This is a genomic window from Streptomyces sp. NPDC019890, assembly GCF_044903445.1.
Taxonomy (GTDB): Bacteria; Actinomycetota; Actinomycetes; order Streptomycetales; family Streptomycetaceae; genus Streptomyces.
Genome location: NZ_JBJDQK010000003.1, coordinates 235,393 through 258,810, shown reverse-complemented (window position 1 = coordinate 258,810; position 23,418 = coordinate 235,393). Strand labels below are relative to the sequence as shown.

Below are 23,418 nucleotides of genomic sequence, written 5' to 3'. Positions count from 1 at the left end.
GGGGGTGTGGTCGCGCTGCGGGGGGGGGCGCGGGGGGTGGGGGGGGTTGTAGTGTGGCGCTGATGGGGGGCGGGGGGCGCTTATCGGTGGTGCGGCCGGCCCAACCCCCGTCCGCACCACGTTTTTTCACAGTGTGAAGTCAGAGTCTTGACGTGCCCATGGGATGGCCTTAGTTTCCTGAGCCACCGCAGAGTTCACTCTCACGCCCAACGTTCATGTGGATGAACGCGGTTGGTCACCCCCCCCACCCGGAAGGCAACCCCCCATGCGTACCGGATCGCGCGCCCTGCGCAGACCGAAGGTGCTGCTGTCGGCCCTCGCCGCCGTCCTGGCAGGAGCGCTGGCCGCCGTTCTGGCGGCCCCGGCCTCGGCCGTGAAAGACCCCGCTCAACAGGCCGCGAAGGCGCAACAGGCCGCCGCACCCGGGAACTTCACCCACCCGGGGGTGCTCGTCAGCCGCCCCCAGCTCGACTTCGTCAAGGCCAAGGTCAAGGCCGCTGCCCAGCCCTGGAAGTCCGCCTACGACCAGATGCTCGGCAGCGAGTACGCCTCGCTCTCGCGCACTGCCAAGCCTCGCGCCGTCGTCGAGTGCGGCTCGTACTCCAACCCCAACCACGGCTGCACGGACGAGCGCGAGGACGCGATAGCCGCGTACACCCTTGCCCTCGCCTGGTACATCGGCGGCGACAGCCGCTACGCCAAGAAGGCGATCGAGATCATGGACGCCTGGTCCGCCGTGATCAAGGACCACACCAACAGCAATGCCCCGCTGCAGACCGGCTGGGCGGGCTCCTCCTGGCCGCGGGCCGCCGAGATCGTCAAGTACACCTACAGCTCCTGGCCCAATTCGGGCCGCTTCGGCACCATGCTGCGCAATGTCTACCTGCCCGAGGTCGTGGGCGGCTCGCAGTCCAACGGCAACTGGGAGCTGAGCATGACGGAGGCGGCGATCGGCATCGCCGTCTTCCTGGAGGACCGCGGCGCGTACGACAAGGCCGTCGCCAAGTTCCGCGGGCGCGTCCCCGCGTACATCTATCTGACCTCCGACGGCTCCCTGCCCAAGACGGCGCCCGGCTCCGGCCTGGACACCCGTGAGAAGATCATCAAGTACTGGCAGGGCCAGTCGACCTTCATGAACGGGCTCAGCCAGGAGACCTGCCGCGATCTCACCCACACCGGATACGGCTTCTCGGCCATCTCGCACATCGCCGAGACCAGCCGCATCCAGGGACAGGACCTCTACCCGGAGATCGCCGACCGGCTCCGGTACGCACTGGGTTTGCACGCCAAGTACCAGCTCGGCGAGCCGGTGCCGGGCAACCTCTGCAACGGCAGCCTCAAGGACAGGCTCGGCCCGGTCACCGAGGTCGGCTTCAACGCCCTGCACACCCGGCTGGGCATCGCCATGAGCAACACCCAGCGCCTCACCGAGCAGCAGCGGCCCGCGGGCTCCAACAACCTGTTCGTCGCCTGGGAGACGCTGACCCACGCGAACAACCCGAGCTAGGCCCTGGCCTGTGGGACACCCCCGGTTTCGGGAAGGGGCGGGGTGGGGGACAGTGCCGTCCTCGCCCCGGACGCCCGCAGGAGCGTCAACGACACAAGACCCGCAACGGACATCAAAACCCCCGCCCCCACCGCCGCCACACCCATCCCGTGGGTGAACGCCTCCCGCGCCGCCGCCTGCAGCGCCTCTCCCCGACCCGCTGCCAGCGCTCCGCCCAGCGTCTCCCGCACGGCCTCCGGTGCGCCCTTCCAGGACGCCATGTCGTGGCCGTACACCGCCGCGCCGACAGAGCCCAGGATCGCCATTCCCAGCGCCCCGCCCAGCTCCTGCCCGGACTCCATGACGGCCGCCGCCGCGCCCGCGTGCTCCGGCGGGGCCGCCCCCAGTGCCAGTTCGTTCGCCAGCGTCATCGCGGTGACCAGCCCCGCCGCATAGACCGCGCTCGCGGCCAGGACGGTCCAGAACGCCGAGTCCACCCGCACCTGAGTCAGCCAAGCGAAGCCCGCCGCCGAGACGAAGAAGCCACCGCCCATCACATACGCCCGGTCGATCCGCCGCGCCAGCACGGCTCCCGTCGGCGCGGCGAGCAGCACTCCCGCCGACGGCACCAGGCTCCAGAGCGCCGCCTCGAAGGGGGACTTGCCGAGCACCGACTGCAGATACTGCGTGATGAAGACGGCGAAGCCCACCGTCGCCGCCATGGCGAGGAGGTTCACCAGCACCGAACCGCCGTACGCCCGCCGGCGGACCAGAGCCAGATCCATCATCGGGTGTTCCAGTCGCGCCTGGCGGCGGACGAACACCGCACCGATGACGAGGCCCGCGGTGATGCCGAGCGCGGGCACCGGTGCGTAGCCGTGCTTGGCGAGCTCCTTGATTCCGTGAATCACGGGGAGCAGCGCCGCCAGCGAGAGGACCGCGCTGAGCACGTCGAACTTCCCGCGCGCCGCCGTCCTGAACTCCGGCAGCAGCAGCGGCGCGAGGACCAGGAGCAGCCCCATCGCCGGGAGGTTGATCAAAAAGACGGCGCCCCACCAGAAGTGTTCGAGGAGGGCCCCGCTGACGATCGGGCCGAAGGAGATGCCGGTGGCCATCACGGTCGTCCAGAGGGTGACCGCCGTGGCCCGCTGCCTGTCGTCGCGGAAGAGATTGCGGATCAGCGCGAGCGTGGACGGCATCAGGCACGCGCCCCCGACGCCGAGCAGCGCACGGGCGGCGATCAGGGTGCCGGGGCTGTGTGCGTACGCCGCGCACACGGAGGCGGCCCCGAAGAGCACCGCGCCCGCGAGAAGAACCCTGCGCCGGCCGATCCGGTCGCCCAACGCGCCCATGGTGATGAGGAGTCCGGCGAGCACGAAGCCGTACATGTCGAGGATCCACAGCTGTTCGGTGGAGCCGGGACGCAGGTCCTCGCTGATGGCGGGGATCGCGAAGTAGAGGATGGACACGTCCATCGAGACGAGCAGAAGGGGCAGCATCAGGACGCCGAGTGCGGTCCATTCCCGGCGGCCCGCGGTGTGTATGTCGGGTGTCATGCGGGGAGCGAAGCAGCCGTCTGCGTACACCGCAAACAACAGGGCAGTGCACTCTAGTGCACCGCCGCTGGAGGGCGTCAAAATCCGCAGCTCACAAGGGCGTACGACGTCCTGTCCGCACTAGTACACTCACCTGCCGTGCCGAACCAGCCGCCCTACCTCCGCATCGCCGCCGAACTGCGCCACCGCATCGCCTCGGGCGCACTGCGCCCCGGCGACCGCGTCCCCTCGACCCGCGCCATCACCAAGGAGTGGGGTGTGGCCATGGCGACCGCGACCAAGGCTCTGGCCGCCCTGCGTCAGGACGGGCTCGTACAGGCTGTGCCCGGCGTCGGTACCGTCGTCACACCATCCGTCGCCCACGCGTCGAGCCCGGCCGCACCCGTCGAGCCCGGGCTGACCCGTGCCCGGATCGTGCGCACCGCTGTCGCGCTGGCCGATGCCGAGGGTCTGCCCGCACTCTCCATGCGGCGGATCGCCACCTCGCTGGGTACCTCCACGATGGCCCTGTACCGCCATGTCCCGGGCAAGGGCGAGCTGCTTCGGCTCATGACGGACGAGGTCTGCGGCGAGACGCCCATGGGGCCGGTTCCGGCCGACTGGCGCCAGGGCCTGGAACGGGCCGCGCGCTGGCTGTACGCCGCCTACACCCGCCACCGCTGGATGGCCCAGGCGATGGCCTCGTTCACCCGGCCGGTCGCCTCACCGAACGCGATGAGGTACACCGAGTGGGTGCTGCGCGCCCTGCACGGAACCGGGCTGACGCCGCTTCAGATGATCCACGTCCATCTCGCGCTCTTCGCGTATGTCCAAGGCGTCGCCATGGCCGCCGAGTTGGAGGCCCGGGCGGAGCAGGACACGGGCATCTCCGACGACGAGTGGATGGCACGGAACGAGCCACAGTTCGAAATGATCGCCGCGACCGGCAACTACCCTCTGCTCAACACCCTGTTCACACAGGATGAGTTCGATCTGGACCTCGAAACACTCTTCGAGTTCGGGCTCCGTCGAACCCTTGACGGCATCGCGATGATGATCGGCGAAACGTCCGCTTAACGAACATGACCATTCGTGCACCGGACGATTTCCGGCCAACTTGTTGACGCGCTCCTGACAGATGGCAGTGATTGCTGTCACTCTTCCCCCGATCCACGCTCCACATGCTCCGCATGCTCTGCCCGGCCGACCTACCCAGTCGCCCGGTACCCCCCTCGCAGAAGGAGTTCGCGTGAGACCCACGCCTCGCCGCCGCGCCACCGCGACCGGAGCTCTCATAGCCACCGCCGCCCTCCTGGCGGTCGGATTCCAGACCGGCACCTCCGCTGCCGAACCGGCGTCAACCGCCGCACCGGCAGCGGCGAAAGCAGGCAAGGCCAACCCCGGCGCCCTGCCGTTGAACCTCAGCCCGGCCCAGCGGGCCGAGCTGATCCGCAAGGCGAGCGCCACCACGGCGGCCACCGCCAAGGAACTGGGCCTCACCGCCCAGGAGAAGCTCGTCGTACGGGACGTCACCCAGGACCGCGACGGCACCACCCACACCCGCTACGAGCGCACCTACGCCGGCCTCCCCGTGCTCGGTGGCGACCTGGTGGTCGCGGAGACGAAGGCCGGTGCGACCGAGTCGGTCACCAAGGCGTCGGCCGCGGTCCTCAAGAACGTCGACACCAGCGCCGATGTCGCCCCGGCCACCGCCGAGAAGCAGGCGCTGGGCGCGGCCAGGGCGGAGGGCTCGGCGAAGGCCAAGGCCGACCGCGCGCCCCGCAAGGTGGTCTGGATGGCGCAGGGCAAGCCGACACTCGCGTACGAGACCGTCGTCGGCGGCCTCCAGCACGACGGCACCCCGAACGAGCTGCACGTCGTCACCGACGCGACCACCGGCAAGAAGCTCTTCGAGTGGCAGGGCGTCGAGAACGGCACCGGCAACACGCAGTACAGCGGCTCGGTGACGGTCGGCAGCGTGCAGTCCGGCTCCACGTACAACCTCACCGACACCGGGCGCGGCAGCCACAAGACGTACAACCTGAACCACGGCAGCAGCGGAACCGGCACCCTGTTCTCGGGTTCCGACGACGTCTGGGGCAACGGCCAGGCCTCCGAGCCCGAGACCGCGGGCGCGGATGCGGCCTACGGCGCCGGGCTCACCTGGGACTACTACAAGAACGTGTACGGCCGTTCCGGCATCCGCGGTGACGGCGTCGGCGCGTACTCCCGGGTGCATTACGGCAACGCCTACGTCAACGCGTTCTGGCAGGACAGCTGCTTCTGCATGACGTACGGCGACGGCTCGGGCAACGCCAAGCCGCTCACGTCGATCGACGTCGCGGGGCACGAGATGACCCACGGTGTCACCGCCGCCACCGCCAAGCTCGTGTACAGCGGCGAGTCCGGCGGCCTCAACGAGGCGACCAGCGACATCTTCGCCTCGGCTGTCGAGTTCTACGCCAACAACGCCACGGACAAGGGCGACTACCTCATCGGCGAGAAGATCGACATCAACGGCGACGGCACCCCGCTGCGCTACCAGGACAAGCCGAGCAAGGACGGCGCGTCCAAGGACGCCTGGTACTCGGGCATCGGCAACATCGACGTCCACTACTCCTCGGGCCCGGCGAACCACTGGTTCTACCTGGCATCCGAGGGCAGCGGCCCCAAGACCATCAACGGCGTCAACTACGACTCGCCGACCTCCGACGGACTGCCGGTGACCGGCATCGGCCGGGACAAGGCCGCGCTGATCTGGTACAAGGCGCTCACCACGAAGTTCAACTCCACGACCAACTACGCGGCGGCGCGCACCGGCACCATCGCGGTCGCGACGGAGCTGTACGGAGCCACCAGCGCCGAGGTCAAGTCCGTGACCGACGCATGGGCCGGCATCAACGTCGGCTCCCGTCCCGGCGGCGGCGACCCCGACCCCGGCACGGTCTTCGAGAACACCGCCGACGTCTCCATCCCGGACAACGGCGCCGCGGTCACCTCGTCGGTCACCGTCACCGGCCGCACGGGCAACGCCCCGAGCACGCTCAAGGTCGGCGTGGACATCATCCACACCTGGCGCGGTGACCTGGTCGTGGACCTGGTCGCCCCGGACGGCACGGTGTACAACCTGAAGCCGTTCAGCTCCTCCGACTCGGCGGACAACGTCCAGGAGACCTACACGGTCAACGCCTCCTCCGAGGTCGCCAACGGCACCTGGAAGCTGCGGGTCCAGGACAAGGCGGCATGGGACACCGGCTACATCAACAGCTTCAAGCTCACCTTCTGAGGCTGCTGAGCCTGTCGTACGAGGCTGCCCGGGGGCATCTGCCCCCGGGCAGCCTCCGCCGTTGGCGCGCGACGTGCCCGACGTGGCTCACCCCACCAGACTGTCGCGCCACGCCCGGTGCAGACCCGCGAACCGGCCGTTCCCGCCGATCAGTTGGTCCGGTGCGCCGTCCTCCACGATCCGCCCGTTCTCCATCACAAGCACCCGGTCCGCGATCTCGACCGTCGACAGCCGGTGGGCGATCACGACGGCCGTCCGCCCGTGCAGCACCGTGTCCATCGCGCGCTGCACCGCTCGTTCGCCCGGGATGTCCAGCGAACTCGTCGCCTCGTCGAGAATCAGTACGGCCGGGTCGGCGAGCAACGCGCGGGCGAAGCTCACCAGTTGTCGCTGACCGGCGGAGATCCGGCCGCCCCGTTTGCGTACGTCGGTGTCGTACCCGTCCGGCAGTCCGCTGATGAAGTCGTGCGCGCCGATCGCCTTCGCGGCCCGCTCGATCTCCTCGCGGGAGGCGTCCGGCCGCCCGATCGCGATGTTCTCGGCGACCGTCCCGGAGAACAGGAAGGCCTCCTGGGTCACCATCACCACGCCGCGCCGCAGTTCGGGAGTGGACAGCGCACGCAGGTCGACGCCGTCGATCAGTACCCGCCCCTCGCTCGGGTCGTAGAAACGGGCCAGCAGCTTGGCGAGGGTGGACTTGCCGGCGCCGGTCGAGCCGACCACAGCGACGGTCTGGCCGGCCGGGATCGTCAGATCGAAGCGGGGCAGCACCTCGCCGCCGGTGCGGTAGGCGAAGCGGACGCCCTCGAAGACGACCTCGCGACCGGGGTGTTCGCCGTCGAGCGCGGGCAGCTCACTCGGTTCCCGCGCCTCGGGCACGGACGGGGTCTGGGCCAGCAGCCCGGCGATCTTCTCCAGCGAAGCCGCCGCTGACTGGTAGGAGTTCAGGAACATCCCGAGCCGGTCGATCGGGTCGTACAGACGCCGCAGATAGAGCACGGCGGCGGCCAGCACACCCAGCGCGAGCGTCCCGCCGGCGACTCGGTACGCGCCCCAGAGCACGATCCCCGCGACCGCGGTGTTGGCGACGACCCGGGAGCCGACGACATAGCGCGCCATCTCCAGCAGGCTGTCGCCGTTGCTGCGCTCATGGCGGTGGTTGAGTACCCGGAAGTCCGCGTCGTTGGCGCGCTCGCGCCGGAAGGCCCGCACGGGCCGGATGCCGTTCATCGTCTCCGCGAACTTCACGATGACCGCGGCGATCGCGGTGGAGCGGACGCTGAAGACGATGCCGACACGGCGCTGGTAGCGGCGTACGAGCAGATACAGCGGTACGAAGGAGAGCACCGCGAGCGCGCCGAGGCCGAGGTCGAGCCAGAGCAGCATCGACGAGATGTAGACGAAGGCGAGGACGACCGTGATCAGCTCCTGGAGCCCTTCGCCGAGCAGCTCACGCAGGGACTCCACGTCTGCGGTCGAACGGGAGATCAGCCGTCCCGAGGTGTAGCGCTCGTGGAAGTCGACGCTCAGGGCCTGGGCATGGCGGAAGATCCGGCCGCGCAGGTCGAGAAGGACGTCCTGGTTGACACGGGCGGCGGCGGTGATGAAGGCGTACTGGAGCAGCCCGGCGCCGAGCGCGCACACGGCGTACCCGACGGCGACGGCGATCAGCGGTCCGTAGTCGTGTGCCCGGAAGGCGGGCACGCCGCGGTCGATGGCGTACGCGACGAGAAGGGGCCCGGCCTGGACGGTGGCCTGCTGGAGCAGCAGGAGCAGCCCGGCGAGTGCGACGCGCGCGCGGCGGCGCGCGAGGAGGGACCGAAGCAGGGCGCCGGTCGCGCCCCTGGGCGTGGGCAGGGCGTCCCGGTCGAAGGGATCGTCCCCAACGGGCGCGGGCGTCCGCTGCTGTGGCTGCCCCGGCTCCTCAGGCTGCTCGACGGGCGGCGCGGCGGTCGTCGACGACGTCATCGGACACCTTCCTCGGCGCCTGCTTCCACGCCGGACATGAGCCAGGCGTACTCGGCATTCGTACGCAGCAGTTCCTGATGTGTGCCCACCGCCGCGATGCGGCCCTGCGACAGCAGCGCCACGCGGTCCGCCAGCATCACTGTCGACGGGCGGTGCGCCACCACCAGAGCCGTCGTGTCCTCGAGCACCCTGCGCAGGGCCGCTTCCACCAGTGCCTCCGTATGCACGTCGAGTGCCGAAAGGGGGTCGTCGAGCACCAGGAAGCGCGGTCGGCCCACCACCGCCCGGGCCAGCGCGAGGCGTTGGCGCTGGCCGCCGGAGAGGCTGAGGCCCTGTTCGCCGACCTGGGTGTCGAAGCCCTGCGGCAACGAGCCGACGAAGCCGGCCTGGGCGATGTCGAGCGCCCGCTCCAACTCCGGCTCGCCCGCGGCCTCCCCGGCGCCCATCAGGACGTTCTCACCGACGCTCGCCGAGAACAGCGTCGGCTCCTCGAAGGCGACGGACACCAGCTCGCGCAGTCGCTCCCGCGGCATCGCGGCGATGTCCTCGCCGTCGAGCGTGATCCGGCCCTCGGTCACCTCGTGCAGCCGCGGTACGAGCGCGGTGAGGGTGGTCTTTCCGGAGCCGGTGCCGCCGACGAGGGCCAAGGTCTCGCCCGGCCGCACGCGCAGGTCGATGCGGGCGAGCACGGGCGCGGAGTCCGCGGGAGCGTCGGGATAGCGGAAGATGACGCCTTCGAACGCCAGGCCCGCTTCCGCCGACGGCCCCACCTCGGCGGGCGCCAGGGGCGCTTCCTCGGACAGCAGGGCTTCCGCGAACGCGTCCGACTCCTCCTTCGCGTCCATCACCTCGAAGTACCGCTCCGTCGCCGTCGCCGCCTCCTGGCTCAGCGCCAGCAGAAAGCCGATCGAGTCCACCGGCCACCGCAGCGCCAGCGCCGTCGACAGAAAGGCCACCAGCGTGCCCGCGGACAGTTCGCCGTCCGCGACCTGGACCGTGCCCAGCACCAGCGCCGCGCCGATGGCCAGCTCGGGGATCGCCGTGATCAGCGCCCAGATGCCGGCCAGCAGCCTGGCCTTGCCCAGCTCGGTGCCGCGCAGCCGCTGCGAGAGCTCGCGGAAGGCGCGGGCCTGGCTGCGGTGGCGGCCGAAGCCCTTGATGATGCGGATGCCGAGCACGCTCTCCTCGACGACCGTCGTCAGATCGCCGACCTGGTCCTGTGCCCGTCGTGCGACGATCGAGTACCGCGACTCGAAGAGCCAGCAGAGAAACACCATCGGCACGATCGGCGTGAGCAGCACCAGCCCGAGCGACCACTGCTGGGCCAGCAGAATGACGATCCCGACGAGGATCGTCGTCGCATTGACCAGCAGGAAGGTCAGCGGGAACGCCAGGAACATGCGCAGCAGCATCAGGTCGCTCGTGGCGCGCGAGAGCAGCTGGCCCGAGGGCCACCGGTCGTGGAAGGCCACCGGCAGCCGCTGCAGATGCCGGTAGAGGTCGGCCCGCATCGCCGCCTCTACCCCCGCGAGCGGCCGTGCCACCAGCCATCGCCTGAACCCGAAGAGCACCGCCTCGGCGATCCCCAGTAACAGCAGCGCCAGCGCCCCGAGCCAGACCCCGCCGGGGTCACGGCCCGCGACCGGTCCGTCCACCATCCACTTCAGTACGAGCGGAATGACCAGGCCCAGACAGGAGGCCACGACGGCGACGAATGCCGCGCTGAACAGGCGAGTTCGGATGGGGCGTACATACGGCCACAGCCGCAGCAGCGTACGCACGGTGGACCGTTCCTTGGCAGTTGCGTGTGTTCTGGGCATCAGTTGCGAGCCTACGGTTCACCACTGACAGCGCTCATGTGGTTTTTTCGGGGGCATGCAGGGCCGGCGCCGAACACCTCCTACGTTCTGACCTTCAGCAGCAGCACCGACCGGGCCGGCACCGTCACCGTCTCCCCGCCCCCGTGCACCGTCCCCGGCGGCGCCTGCTGGTCCTCCTGGGAGGTGTCGACCACCACCTCGTACGCCTGCGCCCAGGGCGGCCCGGGGAGCTGGAAGCTCGTCGGGCGGTCCGCTGCGTGCAGGATCGTCAGGAAGCTGTCGTCCGTCACCTCCGCTCCACGCGCGTCACGTCCCGGGATGTCGCGGCCCGACAGATAGAGCGCCAGGGTCGACGCCGGTGCGTACCAGTCCTGTTCCGTCATCTCTCTGCCGTGCGGCGTGAACCAGGCAAGGTCCCGCAGGCCGTCCGCCGCATGGGCGCGGCCCGAGAAGAAGGCGCGCCGGCGCAGCACCGGGTGAGTGTGGCGCACGGCCAGCAGCCGGGTGGTCAGCTCCAGCACGCCGCGCGGTCCGGGGCGCTCCAGCAGGGACCAGTCCAGCCAGCTCACCTCGTTGTCCTGGCAGTAAGCGTTGTTGCTGCCGCCCTGCGTACGGCCCATCTCGTCGCCCGCGACCAGCATCGGCACGCCCGTCGACACGAGCAGAGTGGTCAGCAGGTTGCGCACCTGGCGCCGCCGCAGCGCGTTGATGTGCGGATCGTCGGTCTCGCCCTCCGCGCCGCAGTTCCAGGACCGGTTGTCGTTCGTGCCGTCGCGGTTGCCCTCTCCGTTGGCCTCATTGTGCTTCTGCTCGTAACTGACCAGGTCGCGCAGGGTGAACCCGTCGTGCGCGGTGACGAAGTTGATGGAGGCGTACGGCCGCCGCCCGCCCCAGGCGTACAGATCGCTGGACCCCGAGAGCCGGTATCCCAGGTCGCGTACGTCGGGCAGCGCGCCGCGCCAGAAGTCCCGTACGGCGTCCCGGTACCGGTCGTTCCACTCGGTCCACAGCGGGGGGAACGCACCCACCTGGTAGCCGCCGTTGCCCACGTCCCACGGCTCGGCGATCAGCTTGACGCGCCGCAGCACCGGGTCCTGGGCGATGACCGCAAGAAAGGGGGAGAGCATGTCGACGTCGTGCATGGAGCGGGCCAGCGCCGCAGCCAGGTCGAAGCGGAAGCCGTCCACACCCATCTCGGTCACCCAGTAGCGCAGCGAATCGGTGATCAGCCGCAGCACATGTGGCTTCACCACATGCAGGGTGTTGCCGCAGCCGGTGTAGTCCGCGTACGCCCGGGCGTCCGACTGAAGCCGGTAGTAGCCGCGGTTGTCGATGCCGCGCAGGGACAGCGTCGGCCCCAGCTGACCCGCCTCCGCAGTGTGGTTGTAGACCACATCGAGGATCACCTCGATCCCGGCGGCGTGCAGCGCGCGCACCATCCGTTTGAACTCGCCGACCTGCTCACCGCGGGTCCCGCTCGCCGAGTACGCGGCATGGGGCGCGAAGTAGCCGATGGAGTTGTAGCCCCAGTAGTTGCGCAGCCCGCGCTTGAGCAGATGGTCCTCGTGGGCGTACTGGTGCACGGGGAGCAGTTCGACCGCGGTGACTCCGAGCCGTACGAGATGACCGATCGCCGCCGGATGCGCCAGGCCGGCGTAGGTGCCCCGCAGCTCCTGTGGAATCCCGGGATGGAGCTTGGTGAAGCCGCGCACATGCAGTTCGTAGATGACCGAGTCCGCCCACGGGGTCTTGGGCCTGCGGTCGTCCGACCAGTCGTCGTCATCGTGTACGACGACGCCCTTGGGCACGAAGGGGGCCGAGTCCCGGTCGTCGCGCACGGTGTCGGCGACATGCTGCTGCGGCCAGTCGCGCACATGCCCGTACACCTCGGCGGGCAGCTCGCAGTAGTCGTTCCCCCGGCCCGCGTCCACCGCGCGTGCATAGGGATCGAGCAGCAGCTTCGCCGGATTCCAGCGGGCGCCCGTCCACGGGTCCCAGCGCCCGTGCACCCGGTAGCCGTACCGCTGTCCCGGCCGGATCCCGGGCACGAAGCCGTGCCAGATCTCATGCGTCAGCTCGGTCAGCGGCAGCCGCGTCTCCACCCCCGTGTCGTCGAAGAGGCACAGCTCGGCCGCCTCCGCCCCGCCCGCCCAGAGCGCGAAGTTGGTCCCCGCGACCCCGTCGGGGCCGACCCGGAAACGGGCCCCGAGCGGCGTCGGTGCGCCCGGCCACACCGACGGCCTGCGGGTGTCCGGCTCCCGATGGCGGCCGTTGACGACGGCCGTGGTCCCGGCCGGGTCCCCGGCCGTCAGGAGTGGGCCGGGAAGGTCGCCCGGCACCTCCTCCTGCACTGTCTCCTGCTCCGCTGCGCTCGACACCTGCCGGCCTCCCGCGGCTCGTCGGGCCCCGCTGACGTGAAGGGGCTCACGGCGTCCCGGCCGCAGCGTCCCACGCGTGGTCCTCCCACCTGTTCTGCCCGCGCTGCTCTTGTCCCAACATGGCCCTGCGCTCACGTTTCCCCTGGAGGGGCGTGGTCGTTGGGCGGTATGTGAAACACGTACTGAAGCGGGCAGGGCAGGGCATGACCTTCGCCCTGGCATGGGCAGGACTGATGGCCGGGCTCACCGGCTGCACCGGCGGGGACCTGGACATCGGCAACAAGCCGCGGTCGGCCGAGGAGGTCATCCGAGTGACCCCCGAGGACGGCGCGAAGGGAGTCGGCCCCCAGGGCCCTCTCGAGGTGCGACTGCCCAGCGGGCGTCTCGAGCGGGTCAAGGTGGTGCAGATCGAGGACGCTCAGCCCACCGAGATCCACGGCCTGATCTCCGAGGACGGTCTGCGCTGGACGCTGGACAGGGGCACCCGGCTGGACCTCGCCGCCAAGTACAGCGTCGACGTGGTCGCCCTGGACGCGCACGGCCGTCGCTCGGCCCGCCACACCACGTTCACCACCCGGGTCCCCGAGCGCCGGTTCATCGGCTACTTCAAGCCGGAGAACCGCGCGACCGTGGGCACCGGAATGATCGTCTCCTTCGACTTCAACCGGGAGATCGAGGACCGTGCGGCCGTCCAGCGCGCCATCCGCGTCAGCTCGGAGCCGCCGGTCGAGATCGTCGGCCACTGGTTCGGCAAGGAGCGCCTGGACTTCCGCCCGCGCGAGTACTGGAAGCCGGGCACCAGGGTCACGGTCGACCTGCGGCTGCGCGACGTCGAGGCGGCGCCCGGGGTCTACGGCATCCAGCAGCGGACCGTCGCCTTCACCGTGGGCCGCTCGCAGGTCTCACGGGTCGATGCGGCGGCGCACACCATGGAGGTCCGGCGCGACGGGGGGATCCTGGCGAAGGTGCCGATCACGGCCGGGGCGCCCAAGTCGACCACGTACAACGGAAAGATGGTGGTCACGGAGATGTTCGACGTGACCCGGATGAACGGTGCGACGGTCGGCTTCAAGAAGCGGAACGGAAAGGGCGAGTACGACATCAAGGACGTCCCGCATGCCATGCGGCTGACCGACTCGGGCACCTTCATCCACGGCAACTACTGGGCGGCCTCCGACACCTTCGGCTCGGTGAACGTCTCGCACGGCTGTGTCGGCCTGCGCGATGTGAAGGGTGGCAGTGAGGACACCCCGGCCGGCTGGTTCTTCGACCGGACCCTGATCGGCGATGTGGTCGAGGTCGTCAACTCGAAGGACAAAAAGGTCGATCCCGGCAACGGCCTCAGCGGCTGGAACCTGGGCTGGCCGGAGTGGAAGGCCGGTTCCGCGCTGAACTGACCCTCGCCATGACCTCGCTGACCTGCTGGACCCGCACCGCTTCAGATGAGCTCCCCGGACAAGTTGGGACTGAACGGTGACATTCGTGGGGACGATCCACTACCCACGGTGTGATTATCTATCGCCGTGCGTGCGTGAGGCGCGCGGGGGTGCGGGCCGTGGCGGGGCCAGGCCGTGCGAGGGGAGAGACCATTTTGAACGGGCAGCCGATATCGGGGGCGTCGGCCAGGGGCTTCGGCGGACGCAGGCGTGGGGGCGCCGCTGTGCCGGCTCTGGTGCTGGGGGCGCTGCTGGTGCTTGTCACGGCGTGCGGGGGCGGCGACGACAAGGGCAGCGACGGCAAGGGCGGTAAGGACGGCGGGCAGGTCGGGAACGCGGCCTCCCAGGCGGTGGTGACCATCGCGCCCAAGGACGGCGCCTCCTCGGTCGCCACCAGCGGTGTACTCAAGGTCACCGCGGCCAAGGGCAAGCTGATCACGGTCACGGTCCAGGACGACAAGGGCGCCGCGGTCGAGGGCAAGGTCGCCGCGGACGGTGCCAGTTGGCAGCCGCTGCAGCATCTGGCGGGCTCCACCAAGTACAAGGTGCACGCGGTCGCCAAGGACGCGGACGGCCGGGAGTCGGCGAAGGACACCACCTTCACCACGCTCGTTCCGAAGAACACCTTCATCGGGCAGTACACGCCCGAGGACGGTGCGACGGTCGGCGTCGGCATGCCGGTCTCGATCAACTTCACCCGCGGCATCACCAACCCGGAGGCCGTCGAGAAGGCCATCAAGGTGACCGCGGTGCCGGCGGTGCCGGTCGAGGGCCACTGGTTCGGCAACGACCGCCTCGACTTCCGCCCGGAGAAGTACTGGGCCGCGGGCACCAAGGTGACCGTGAAGCTCAACCTGGACGGCGTCGAGGGCCGCCCCGGCGTGTACGGCAAGCAGTCCAAGACGGTGAAGTTCACCATCGGCCGCAGCCAGGTCTCCACCGTGGACGCGAAGGAGCACCGGATGAAGGTCGTCCGGGACGGCAAGGAGATCAAGGACATCCCGATCACCGCGGGCGCGCCGTCGACCACCACGTACAACGGCGAGATGGTCATCAGCGAGAAGTACAAGGTGACCCGGATGAACGGCGCCACCGTCGGCTTCGGCGGTGAGTACGACATCAAGGACGTGCCGCACGCGATGCGTCTGTCCAACTCGGGCACGTTCGTGCACGGCAACTACTGGGCCTCGTCCGGGACCTTCGGATCGGCGAATGTCAGCCACGGCTGTGTGGGCCTGCGGGACGCACGGGGCGCGGGGGACAGCAGCACCCCGGCGGCCTGGTTCTTCGACAGCTCGATCATCGGCGACGTGGTGATCGTGAAGAACTCCAAGGACAAGCAGATCTCCCCGGAGAACGGCCTGAACGGCTGGAACATGTCCTGGGCCGAGTGGACCAAGTAGGACACCCGAAAAGGACGCTTTCCCTGCGGGCCCGGTGCTGTGACCGACAGCACCGGGCCCGCAGGCGTTGCGCTGTGACCGACAGCACCGGGCCCGAAGGCGTTAACGCGGACTAACCTGCTGGGCATGACTGTTTCTCTCGAGGTCTCCGAAGGCGTCGGCACCATCCGTCTCGACCGCCCGCCGATGAACGCGCTGGACATCGCCGTCCAGGACCGGCTGCGCGAGCTGGCCCAGGAGGCTACGCGCCGTGACGACGTACGGGCCGTGATCCTGTACGGCGGCGAGAAGGTGTTCGCGGCCGGCGCGGACATCAAGGAGATGCAGGCCATGGACCACGCGGCGATGGTCGTACGGTCCCGGGCCCTGCAGGACTCCTTCACCGCCGTCGCCCGTATCCCCAAGCCCGTCGTCGCGGCCGTCACCGGCTATGCGCTGGGCGGCGGTTGCGAGCTGGCGCTCTGTGCCGACTTCCGGATCGCCGCGGACAACGCCAAGCTCGGCCAGCCGGAGATCCTGCTGGGGCTGATTCCGGGCGCCGGTGGCACCCAGCGGCTGTCGCGGCTGATCGGTCCCTCCAAGGCCAAGGACCTGATTTTCACCGGTCGCATGGTGAAGGCGGACGAGGCGCTGGGACTGGGTCTGGTGGACCGTGTGGTCCCCTCCGCCGAGGTGTACGAGCAGGCGCTCGCCTGGGCCGCGAAGCTGGCGCAGGGGCCGGCGCTGGCGCTGCGTGCCGCCAAGGAGTCCATCGACGCGGGTCTTGGGACGGACATCGAGACGGGCCTGGCCATCGAACGGAACTGGTTCGCGGGCCTGTTCGCGACGGAGGACCGCGAGCGCGGGATGCGCAGCTTTGTGGAGGAGGGTCCGGGTAAGGCCAAGTTCCTCTGAATTAAGTCCTGTTGGGCGCTTGCGCATCCGGCGTCAACCCTGTGTGTGGCTTAGCTGAGTCCTAAGGCAGCCTTAAGTCCCCACCGCCCGCTGCTCTTTGCGATCATTCGTAAGCAAGGCGTCAGGGCAGCTCAGGGTGGGTATCGGGGTTGGTATGCGGCCACAGTCATATGCCAACGGGTCCCCCCGGAACGGCTGGTTCCGGGGGCCCTATTCCGCTGGAACGGCCCCGGCGGTCACTCTTTGCGGCCATGATGGGGGCATGGCGGGCCTCGAAGGTGTGGAACAGCCGCGGCAGCGCGGCAGCTCTGCCGCGGCGCGGTGGACGCCCGTGGTCGAGGACGAACAGGCCCTCAAGGCGCTGGAGTTGTTCGGCAACCCCACGGACGAGGAAGTGCGACTCCCCTCCCGCCCCGAGTCCGCCGCCACCGCCCGGCGACTGACCCAGTGCGTTGTGCTGCGTCAGTGGGCGCTTCCCGCGCAGACCGCCGAGCACGCGGTGTTACTGGTGTCGGAGCTGGTGGGCAACGCGGTACGGCACACCGGCGCGCGGGTCTTCGGGCTGCGGATGCTGCGCCGCCGTGGCTGGATCAGGATCGAGGTCCGCGATCCCTCGCGCGGTCTGCCGTGTCTGATGCCGGTCCAGGAGATGGACACCAGCGGCCGCGGGCTCTTCCTCGTCGACAAGCTCTCCGACCGGTGGGGCGTGGATCTGCTGCCGCGCGGCAAGACCACCTGGTTCGAGATACGGGTCACCGACCGCTGACACACAGAAGCCCCCTGAACGGGGGCTTCTGCGGAGCGCCGTGGATGGGGGGGAGTATCCACGGCGGCTTTCGACGACCTTGCCCGGGTCAATGGGGGTCGTGTCACCGACTATGGCAGACGGGGGCTCTCTCGCCAAAAGTCCTTACACGGACATAAGTCGGCAAACAGTACTATGTTCGATATGAATCGCAGGTGAGATGGGCCACCTGCCTCGTAAATAGTGAATGAATATGGGATCAGGCGGGTGATTCATCGATTTCCTTGCCTGTCGTGCGATGTCGGCAGTCGTGACCGGCAAACGTCCCAAATTGTGTCAATCGTTATATTTGGCCCACTTCGCCCCTACTGTGCTTTCCCGTGACCCCGATCGACCGCCGCGGCGCACTGCGCGCCGGAGCGGGAGCCGTCGCCGCGGGCGCCCTCGCCTCGGGCTGCACCGGCAGCGGTCCCGCCCCGCCGTCCCGTTCCGCCGCGCCCCCGCCGTCCCGGCCCGCCCGTACAGCCCGCCCGGCACCCGCCCCCCGCCGCTTTCCCGGACAGCCCGCCCAGATCACCCACGGCCCGCGAGAGCGCGACCGGGTGGCCCTGACCTTCCACGGCCAGGGTGACCCGGCCATCGCCCAGGCCCTGCTCGCCGAGGCCGAACGGGCCGATGCCCGCATCACCGTGCTCGCCGTCGGCAGCTGGCTCGACCAGTACCCCGGGATCGCCCGCCGGATCCTCGACGGCGGCCATGACCTCGGCAATCACACCCAGCGCCATCTGGCCGTTTCGACGATGCCGGAGACCGAGGCATACGCCGAGATCATCGACTGTGCCGAAAGACTGCGCCGGCTCACCGGCTCCGTCGGCACCTGGTTCCGCCCCTCCCGTGCGAAGGACGCGACCTGGCTCGTCACCAGACTCGCCGCCCGGGCGGGCTACCCGCACGTCCTCTCGTACGACGTCGACTCCCTCGACTTCACCTCACCCGGCGCCGCAGCCGTCATCGGCAATGTCACCGGGCAGATCCAGCGCGGATCGGTCGTGAGCCTGCACTTCGGCCATGCGGACACGGTCGCCGCGCTGCCCGCCATCCTCGACGACCTCCACCGCCGCGGGCTGCGCGCGGTCACCACCACGGAGCTGCTGAGCTGATGCACCCGACGAATCCCCTTGCCAAGAGGACAACCCGGCGGACCGCCAGGAGAATCGCCATGAGGAGAACAACGCGGGCCGCCGCGCTGTTCGCCGGCGCACTGCTCGCTCTCCTCGCGGGCTGCAGCTCACCTCCGGCCAGGACGGAGGCGCTCGACACCAAGGCCGCGGTGCCGCCCGACAGGCCCAGGAAGGCCGCCCCGGCCGGACTGCCCGGCATGCCTCCGGTGCTCGACCCGAAGGACATCTACGCCGCGGACCGGGCGGGTCAACTCTCGCCGGTGGTCCGGGACTTCCCGTCGCGGGTGTACGTCCCCAACACCAACTCCAACTCCGTCTCGGTCATCGACCCCACGACGTACAAGGTCATCGAGACGATCCCGGTCGGTGTCCAGCCGCAGCACGTCGTCCCGTCCTGGGACATGAAGACGCTCTGGGTCAACAACAACCGCGGCCATACGCTCACTCCGATCGACCCGGCCACCGGGATCGCGGGCAAGCCGGTCGAGGTGCACGACCCGTACAACCTCTACTTCACGCCCAACGGCAAGTACGCCATCGTCATGGCATCGCTGGACCGTGAACTCGTCTTCCGCGACCCGCACACCATGAGCCCTCTCAAGGTCACCCCGGTCTCCTGCTACGGCGTCAACCACACGGACTTCTCCGCCGACGGCAAGTACTTCGTCGTCTCCTGCGAGTTCTCCGGCGAACTGCTCAAGGTCGACACGGAGACGATGGAGGTCATCGGCCAGCAGAAACTGCCCTTCCACGGCGCGATGCCGCAGGACGTCAAGATCTCCCCGGACGGCAAGACCTTCTACATCGCCGACATGATGGCGCACGGTGTGTGGGTGCTCGACGGCGAGAAGTTCACCACGCCCATGCTGCTGCCCACCGGCAAGGGGTGCCACGGGCTCTACATCAGCCGGGACTCCAGGGTGATGTACATCTCCAACCGTGGCGAGGGATCCATCTCGATCTTCGACTTCGCGCAGGACAGGCTGACCGACAAGTGGTGGCTGCCGGACGGCGGCAGCCCCGACATGGGCGGTGTGTCGGCGGACGGCAAGGTGCTGTGGCTGTCGGGGCGTTACGACGCGGAGGTGTACGCGATCGACACGACGACCGGCAGGCAGCTGGCGCGCATCCCGGTGGGCAGCGGCCCGCACGGCCTCGCGGTCTATCCACAGCCGGGGCGGTACTCGCTGGGCCACACGGGCGTCTTCCGCTAGCGCGCCGGGGTCCCGCCCTGGCCCCCGCGCCTCAAGCGCCGGACGGGCTTGAATTTCCCGCCGGTCAGCCTGAACGCGCAGGCCGACCGGCGGAAATCAAGCCCGTCCGGCGCTTGAGGACACTCCCCCTACGCCCTGCGGGCCGCGCCGCGAAGCCGGTGCGCGGGGGCTGGGGGCTTGCCCCCAGTTACGGGACCCCGTTCACCACAGCACCGGCAGCCTCTCCGGCAGTCGTTTGATGAACCCCGTACGCCACACCAGCTGATCGTCCGGCACCGCGAGCCGCAACCGCGGCAGCCGGTCGACCAGCGCGGCCAGCGCCGTCTCGGCATACAGCCGTCCCAGCGCCGAGGCCGGACAGAAATGGCGGCCGCCCCCGAAGGACAGATGCGGATTGCGCTCCCGCCCCAGGTCCAGACGGTCGGGGTCCTCGAAGACCTCCGGGTCGAAGTTCGCCCCCTCCACCAGGACAAGCACCAACTCGCCCTTGCGGACCAGGACATCGCCGAGCTGCACGTCGGCGAGGGCGAGCCGGGGCAGTCCGTCGCCGATCGACAGGTTCCAGCGCAGCAGTTCGTCGACGGCGGGCCCCATCCGCTCCGGGTGCTCGCGCAGATAGCCGATCAGCTCGGGGCGCTGGAGCAGCGCGAGCACGGCAAGCACCAGGAAGGCGGACGTGGAGACCGCGCCCGCGCCGAACAGCGACACGGCGACGGTGGCGAGCATCTCGTCGGTCAGATGCGCCGACTCCTCGTGCTCGCGCAGGGCCGCCAACCGGCCCAGCAGACCCGAGCGTTCGGCCTCGGGCGCGTTCAGCCGCTCGACCATGTAGTCGAGGTCCTTGTACCAGTTCAGGCCCGCGCCGTCGAAGGGTCGGGCGCTGGTCATGAAGGCGATGTCCAGGCCCGACATCAGCCGCCGCCAGTCCCGGAACGGGACCCCGATCACCTTGCAGTGCAGCGCGGCCGAGAACGGGTCGGCGAAACCGGCGCGCAGATCGACCGGCGGGCCCTCGGTGAGCAGCCTGTCGATGAGCGCGTCCGCCTGGCCGCGCAGCCAGTCGTGCAGCCCGTCGTCGGCCCGGGGACTCAGTGCCCTCATCACCGCGCCGCGCAGCCCGACGCTGTTGATGTTCCCCATGTTGTTGACGACCTCGGGCGGGATCGTCAGCGCATACTGGCGTGGCACTCCGGGGGTGGCGGTGTCCTTGAGGCTGAACCGCTCGTCCTCAAGGACCTGTTTGGCCAGTCGGTAACTGCTCACCAGCCAGGCGCTGTCGCCGGTGATGGTGCGCACCTTGGCCACCGGCTCCTTCTCGCGCAGCAGGGCGCACTCCGCGGGGAGCACGTCGCCCCGCCGGGAGAACGGGAAGTCAAGCTGCTCGTGCTCGGCTGTCATCGGCTGCGCTCCTTTCGGGTGCTTCGGGTGCTTCGGGTGCTCCGGGTGCGTTCGAGGTTTGAGGTGCTTCAGGCGCTTCGGACACCTCGGGCCGCACGACCGCGTAGGCCTGATTGCGGGCCGCCCGCAGTCCGCCACCCTTTCCGAAGAGAAGTTCCGTCAGCGGCATCAGCGCGTGGTAGCAGGAGACGGAGGAAGGGACGCCGAGAATCCCCGGGGTGTCGAGGAAGAAGGGGAGTTCGGCCGCGATGTAGTCGAGGCAGGCGGACCGCTGTTCCGGCGTGACGGATTCCCCGGCGGCCAGTTTGGGCGCCAGAAACTGCTGGACCATCCGGTCGCAGCTCTTGCGGAAATCCTCGTCCGTGTCCGTGGCGAGGAAATGCTGTACGCGCCGGTGCAGCAGCGCATAAACGGGATCGTCCGAGAATTCCGACAGCGCCCGCACCCCGATCTGCCGGCCCGGCGGCCCGGCCGCCTCAACTCCGGCCAGGATCCGCCTCCTTACGGCCTTGAGCTCCTTGGTCGCACGCCGGGCCGCCTGCTCGGGAGCGTGCCCGAGCGCCGTGAAGAGGGCCGCCACATGCAGATCGGCATACACGAAATCCACCGCGGTGAAGCGCGGGGACGCCCAGCGCGCGAGTTCTGTTATGCGCGCTGCGGAGAAATAGCTGTTCCCCGGGGAAACCCCGATCAGGACATGGTCGCCTTCGTCCCAAATGAAGTGACAGGTACGGGTGAAGGGCCGGACCGTGAATGAGTCGGTTGTGATCGTCACTGTTGACATCACCCTTGCGCCGCTTGTCCCTGGGAGCCCTGTGCTCCTGGTGTGGCGGCGACGCCAAGAAGTTAACGCCGTGCGGCGGAGAGTGACGAAGGTCCACCGGGGATTTGGCGAGAAGCGATTCCAGCGGGACCGAAAATCAACTTCCGCTCTGCGGAAGGATAGTTGAAGCCCTCTCAGTCGGCATCTGTCAGCCGGCCGTGATCAGCCGGCCATGAACAGTGCCTCCGAGCCCACCGGCCGGAAGCCCGCCGCCTGGAAGGTCCGCACGCTGCGGGCGTTGCCGGGCGACTGCTGGGCCCACAGCACCGAGTCCGGCACCAGATGACGGGCAGCCGTCGCCAGCGCCAGGCCGAGACCTCGGCCGCGCGCCTGTTCGTCCACCTCGATCGCGGTCTCCCACCGGCCGGCCACGCCCCGGCCGAGGATCACCACACCGCCGTCGGCGGCCCACACCCGTACGCCGTCGCGGTACTTCATGGCACGCGCCACCCGCGGGTGATCCGGGTCCTCGATCTCACGCAGTTCGAGCTCGGGCCGGCCGGGCAGCGCCGGGGCGACCGTCACCAGGTCGATGGTGTTCATGGAGCGGCCGGTGCGGGCCAGCATGGCGGCCAGGAACGACGGGTTCATCGCGGCGGCCAGCCGGTCGGAGTCGGTCGCGGCGAGCTCGGCCCGTACCCACTCCGGATCCTCGTCCGTGAAGATCACTGAGTGTGCGGTGAGGGCCAGTACACCGGCGTCGCGGGCGTTCGGCTGCTCGATCACCGTCGTACAGCCGTCCGCGGGCGGGAACTCCCCGGCGGCCGCGGCTGCCAGGATCCGCGCCAGTGCCTCGCTCATTTCCGTGTCCCTTTCTCCTCATGAGTCTCCACCCGCGGAGGCCCAGGTCTCTCCCCTGAGGACGTAAGGCGGGTGCATGCGGGTGAGCGGAGCGTGGGCCGATAATCTGACCCAGTCAGTAATGCACGAAGAAGGGGCGGAAGCAGTGGCGGACATCGAAGAGGCGCGCAGGGCGTTCGAGCGCTACGACCTGAACGGCGACGGCCTGATCACGGCGGCGGAGTACAAGAGCGTGATGGCGCAGCTGGGCGACTTCCATGTCACCGAGACGGTCGCCGAGGCAGTGATCAAGACGAAGGACGCGAACGGCGACGGTCAGCTGACGTTCGAGGAGTTCTGGGACTCGCTGAACAAGGCCTGATCCACCTGGGGACCCCTCCCGGGCCCGAAGGCTCTGGGGGAGGCCCCCCGGCCCGCCGGGGAACGACGGCGCTGCGGCCGCTCAGTCAGCCGCAAGCGCCGCCTCCAGTGTCGGCAGCGTGCCGAACGCCTCCAGCACCCCGCCTGCGCGGAACACCCGCAGGACCGCCGGCCCGCCGCACACCACCCACATCCGCCCGCCGTTCTCGCGGGTGCGCCGCCGCGCCCGGCACAGCAGCGCAAGGCCGGAGCAGTCGAAGAACGCCACATGCGTCAGATCGACCACCACTTCGTGCTCGCTGGCGGTGACGACGTCCAGATACGCGCCGATCAGCGTGGCCGCGGCGATGTCGATCTCACCGTGCAGCTCGACGACGGTACGGGTACTGCTGCGGTAGACGCGGCCGTACGGCCCCGGAAGGCGCGCGCGTAAGTCGTACGAGCTCGAAGTCAGCCCCTCGGTCATGGCTGTGCCTCCTTGATGCGGCGGGCTTGGGTCTGTCGGCCGGGAGCCTGGGTGAACAGGCCCCGACATTAGTGCGAGGCGCCGGGGGCGCGGAGGAGAAAAAACGTTCGGAGCTCCTGAGGCTCCCCCGTGCGGGTGAATTCCAGTGAACTGGCTTGACCGGCCGAGGGCTTGGCCGGCGGTGACGATCACCGCCGACCTGCTCCGAACCCAGGGGCTGCCCC

18 protein-coding genes are annotated in these 23,418 nt (G+C 69.5%); 10 read left to right on the top strand and 8 right to left on the bottom strand.

Annotated features, from left to right (window positions below; translation table 11 throughout):
• Nucleotides 1-265 precede the first annotated feature (265 nt).
• Entirely contained in the window at nucleotides 266-1,507 is a 1,242-nt protein-coding gene (locus ACI2LP_RS09565) for an alginate lyase family protein (protein ID WP_404723956.1), read from the top strand.
• Here ACI2LP_RS09565 and ACI2LP_RS09560 read toward each other — a convergent pair.
• Complete coding sequence (locus tag ACI2LP_RS09560; RefSeq protein WP_404723955.1) at nucleotides 1,504-3,042, bottom strand: MFS transporter; 1,539 nt, start codon at nucleotides 3,040-3,042, stop codon at nucleotides 1,504-1,506. The genes ACI2LP_RS09565 and ACI2LP_RS09560 overlap by 4 nt on opposite strands.
• 138 nt (nucleotides 3,043-3,180) lie before the next feature.
• Between ACI2LP_RS09560 and ACI2LP_RS09555 the strand changes: the two genes are divergently transcribed.
• Together ACI2LP_RS09555 and ACI2LP_RS09550 are read left to right on the top strand one after the other, a co-directional pair.
• On the top strand, nucleotides 3,181-4,098 hold the full coding sequence (locus ACI2LP_RS09555) for a TetR/AcrR family transcriptional regulator C-terminal domain-containing protein (RefSeq protein WP_404723954.1): 918 nt from the start codon (nucleotides 3,181-3,183) through the stop codon (nucleotides 4,096-4,098).
• Between the two features lie 172 nt (nucleotides 4,099-4,270).
• Complete coding sequence (locus tag ACI2LP_RS09550; protein WP_404723953.1) at nucleotides 4,271-6,307, top strand: M4 family metallopeptidase; 2,037 nt, start codon at nucleotides 4,271-4,273, stop codon at nucleotides 6,305-6,307.
• A gap of 87 nt (nucleotides 6,308-6,394) precedes the next feature.
• On the opposite strand, the gene ACI2LP_RS09545 is transcribed toward ACI2LP_RS09550, so the two are convergent.
• The 3 genes from ACI2LP_RS09545 to glgX form a co-directional block, all read right to left on the bottom strand.
• Nucleotides 6,395-8,275, bottom strand: a complete 1,881-nt coding sequence (locus ACI2LP_RS09545; protein ID WP_404723952.1) for an ABC transporter ATP-binding protein — start codon at nucleotides 8,273-8,275, stop codon at nucleotides 6,395-6,397.
• The gene (locus ACI2LP_RS09540; RefSeq protein WP_404723951.1) at nucleotides 8,272-10,095 is read right to left on the bottom strand and encodes an ABC transporter ATP-binding protein; all 1,824 of its coding nucleotides are present in this window, start codon (nucleotides 10,093-10,095) and stop codon (nucleotides 8,272-8,274) included. The genes ACI2LP_RS09545 and ACI2LP_RS09540 overlap by 4 nt, the downstream gene beginning before the upstream one ends.
• Nucleotides 10,096-10,175: 80 nt before the next feature.
• The gene (glgX, locus tag ACI2LP_RS09535) at nucleotides 10,176-12,473 is read right to left on the bottom strand and encodes a glycogen debranching protein GlgX (protein WP_404723950.1); all 2,298 of its coding nucleotides are present in this window, start codon (nucleotides 12,471-12,473) and stop codon (nucleotides 10,176-10,178) included.
• A gap of 170 nt (nucleotides 12,474-12,643) precedes the next feature.
• Between glgX and ACI2LP_RS09530 the strand changes: the two genes are divergently transcribed.
• From ACI2LP_RS09530 to ACI2LP_RS09505, 6 genes are all read left to right on the top strand, one after another.
• On the top strand, nucleotides 12,644-13,870 hold the full coding sequence (locus ACI2LP_RS09530) for an Ig-like domain-containing protein (protein WP_404723949.1): 1,227 nt from the start codon (nucleotides 12,644-12,646) through the stop codon (nucleotides 13,868-13,870).
• A 194-nt stretch (nucleotides 13,871-14,064) separates the two neighbouring features.
• Entirely contained in the window at nucleotides 14,065-15,312 is a 1,248-nt protein-coding gene (locus ACI2LP_RS09525; RefSeq protein WP_404723948.1) for an Ig-like domain-containing protein, read from the top strand.
• A gap of 126 nt (nucleotides 15,313-15,438) precedes the next feature.
• Complete coding sequence (locus ACI2LP_RS09520) at nucleotides 15,439-16,206, top strand: enoyl-CoA hydratase/isomerase family protein (protein WP_404723947.1); 768 nt, start codon at nucleotides 15,439-15,441, stop codon at nucleotides 16,204-16,206.
• A 262-nt stretch (nucleotides 16,207-16,468) separates the two neighbouring features.
• A complete protein-coding gene (locus ACI2LP_RS09515; protein WP_404723946.1) occupies nucleotides 16,469-16,972 on the top strand; it encodes an ATP-binding protein in 504 nt (167 codons plus the stop codon).
• 359 nt (nucleotides 16,973-17,331) lie between these two features.
• Entirely contained in the window at nucleotides 17,332-18,111 is a 780-nt protein-coding gene (locus ACI2LP_RS09510; RefSeq protein ID WP_404723945.1) for a polysaccharide deacetylase family protein, read from the top strand.
• A gap of 59 nt (nucleotides 18,112-18,170) precedes the next feature.
• Nucleotides 18,171-19,346 carry a YncE family protein gene (locus ACI2LP_RS09505; RefSeq protein ID WP_404723944.1) on the top strand — a complete coding sequence of 392 codons (1,176 nt, stop codon included), beginning with the start codon at nucleotides 18,171-18,173 and terminating at the stop codon, nucleotides 19,344-19,346.
• Nucleotides 19,347-19,547: 201 nt separating this feature from the next.
• Here ACI2LP_RS09505 and ACI2LP_RS09500 read toward each other — a convergent pair whose 3' ends face one another.
• The 3 genes from ACI2LP_RS09500 to ACI2LP_RS09490 all read right to left on the bottom strand — a co-directional run bounded on the left by ACI2LP_RS09500 (nucleotide 19,548) and on the right by ACI2LP_RS09490 (nucleotide 22,368).
• Complete coding sequence (locus tag ACI2LP_RS09500; RefSeq protein ID WP_404723943.1) at nucleotides 19,548-20,744, bottom strand: cytochrome P450; 1,197 nt, start codon at nucleotides 20,742-20,744, stop codon at nucleotides 19,548-19,550.
• Nucleotides 20,719-21,519, bottom strand: a complete 801-nt coding sequence (locus ACI2LP_RS09495) for a tRNA-dependent cyclodipeptide synthase (protein WP_404723942.1) — start codon at nucleotides 21,517-21,519, stop codon at nucleotides 20,719-20,721. The genes ACI2LP_RS09500 and ACI2LP_RS09495 overlap by 26 nt, the downstream gene beginning before the upstream one ends.
• A 210-nt stretch (nucleotides 21,520-21,729) precedes the next feature.
• Nucleotides 21,730-22,368 carry a GNAT family N-acetyltransferase gene (locus ACI2LP_RS09490; protein WP_404723941.1) on the bottom strand — a complete coding sequence of 213 codons (639 nt, stop codon included), beginning with the start codon at nucleotides 22,366-22,368 and terminating at the stop codon, nucleotides 21,730-21,732.
• Between the two features lie 145 nt (nucleotides 22,369-22,513).
• Between ACI2LP_RS09490 and ACI2LP_RS09485 the strand changes: the two genes are divergently transcribed.
• Entirely contained in the window at nucleotides 22,514-22,729 is a 216-nt protein-coding gene (locus ACI2LP_RS09485; RefSeq protein WP_360881247.1) for an EF-hand domain-containing protein, read from the top strand.
• Between the two features lie 81 nt (nucleotides 22,730-22,810).
• On the opposite strand, the gene ACI2LP_RS09480 is transcribed toward ACI2LP_RS09485, so the two are convergent.
• A complete protein-coding gene (locus ACI2LP_RS09480; protein ID WP_404723940.1) occupies nucleotides 22,811-23,194 on the bottom strand; it encodes an STAS domain-containing protein in 384 nt (127 codons plus the stop codon).
• Between the last annotated feature and the right edge of the window lie 224 nt (nucleotides 23,195-23,418).

What these genes read in the sequence shown, in the direction of transcription:
- ACI2LP_RS09480 (WP_404723940.1), bottom strand. Translation starts at nt 23,194, where the DNA reads ATGACCGAGGGGCTGACTTCGAGCTCGTACGACTTACGCGCGCGCCTT.
- ACI2LP_RS09500 (WP_404723943.1), bottom strand. Translation starts at nt 20,744, where the DNA reads ATGACAGCCGAGCACGAGCAGCTTGACTTCCCGTTCTCCCGGCGGGGC.
- ACI2LP_RS09515 (WP_404723946.1), top strand. Translation starts at nt 16,469, where the DNA reads ATGGCGGGCCTCGAAGGTGTGGAACAGCCGCGGCAGCGCGGCAGCTCT.
- ACI2LP_RS09560 (WP_404723955.1), bottom strand. Translation starts at nt 3,042, where the DNA reads ATGACACCCGACATACACACCGCGGGCCGCCGGGAATGGACCGCACTC.
- ACI2LP_RS09540 (WP_404723951.1), bottom strand. Translation starts at nt 10,095, where the DNA reads ATGCCCAGAACACACGCAACTGCCAAGGAACGGTCCACCGTGCGTACG.
- ACI2LP_RS09520 (WP_404723947.1), top strand. Translation starts at nt 15,439, where the DNA reads ATGACTGTTTCTCTCGAGGTCTCCGAAGGCGTCGGCACCATCCGTCTC.
- ACI2LP_RS09490 (WP_404723941.1), bottom strand. Translation starts at nt 22,368, where the DNA reads ATGAGCGAGGCACTGGCGCGGATCCTGGCAGCCGCGGCCGCCGGGGAG.
- ACI2LP_RS09505 (WP_404723944.1), top strand. Translation starts at nt 18,171, where the DNA reads ATGAGGAGAACAACGCGGGCCGCCGCGCTGTTCGCCGGCGCACTGCTC.
- ACI2LP_RS09545 (WP_404723952.1), bottom strand. Translation starts at nt 8,275, where the DNA reads ATGACGTCGTCGACGACCGCCGCGCCGCCCGTCGAGCAGCCTGAGGAG.
- ACI2LP_RS09565 (WP_404723956.1), top strand. Translation starts at nt 266, where the DNA reads ATGCGTACCGGATCGCGCGCCCTGCGCAGACCGAAGGTGCTGCTGTCG.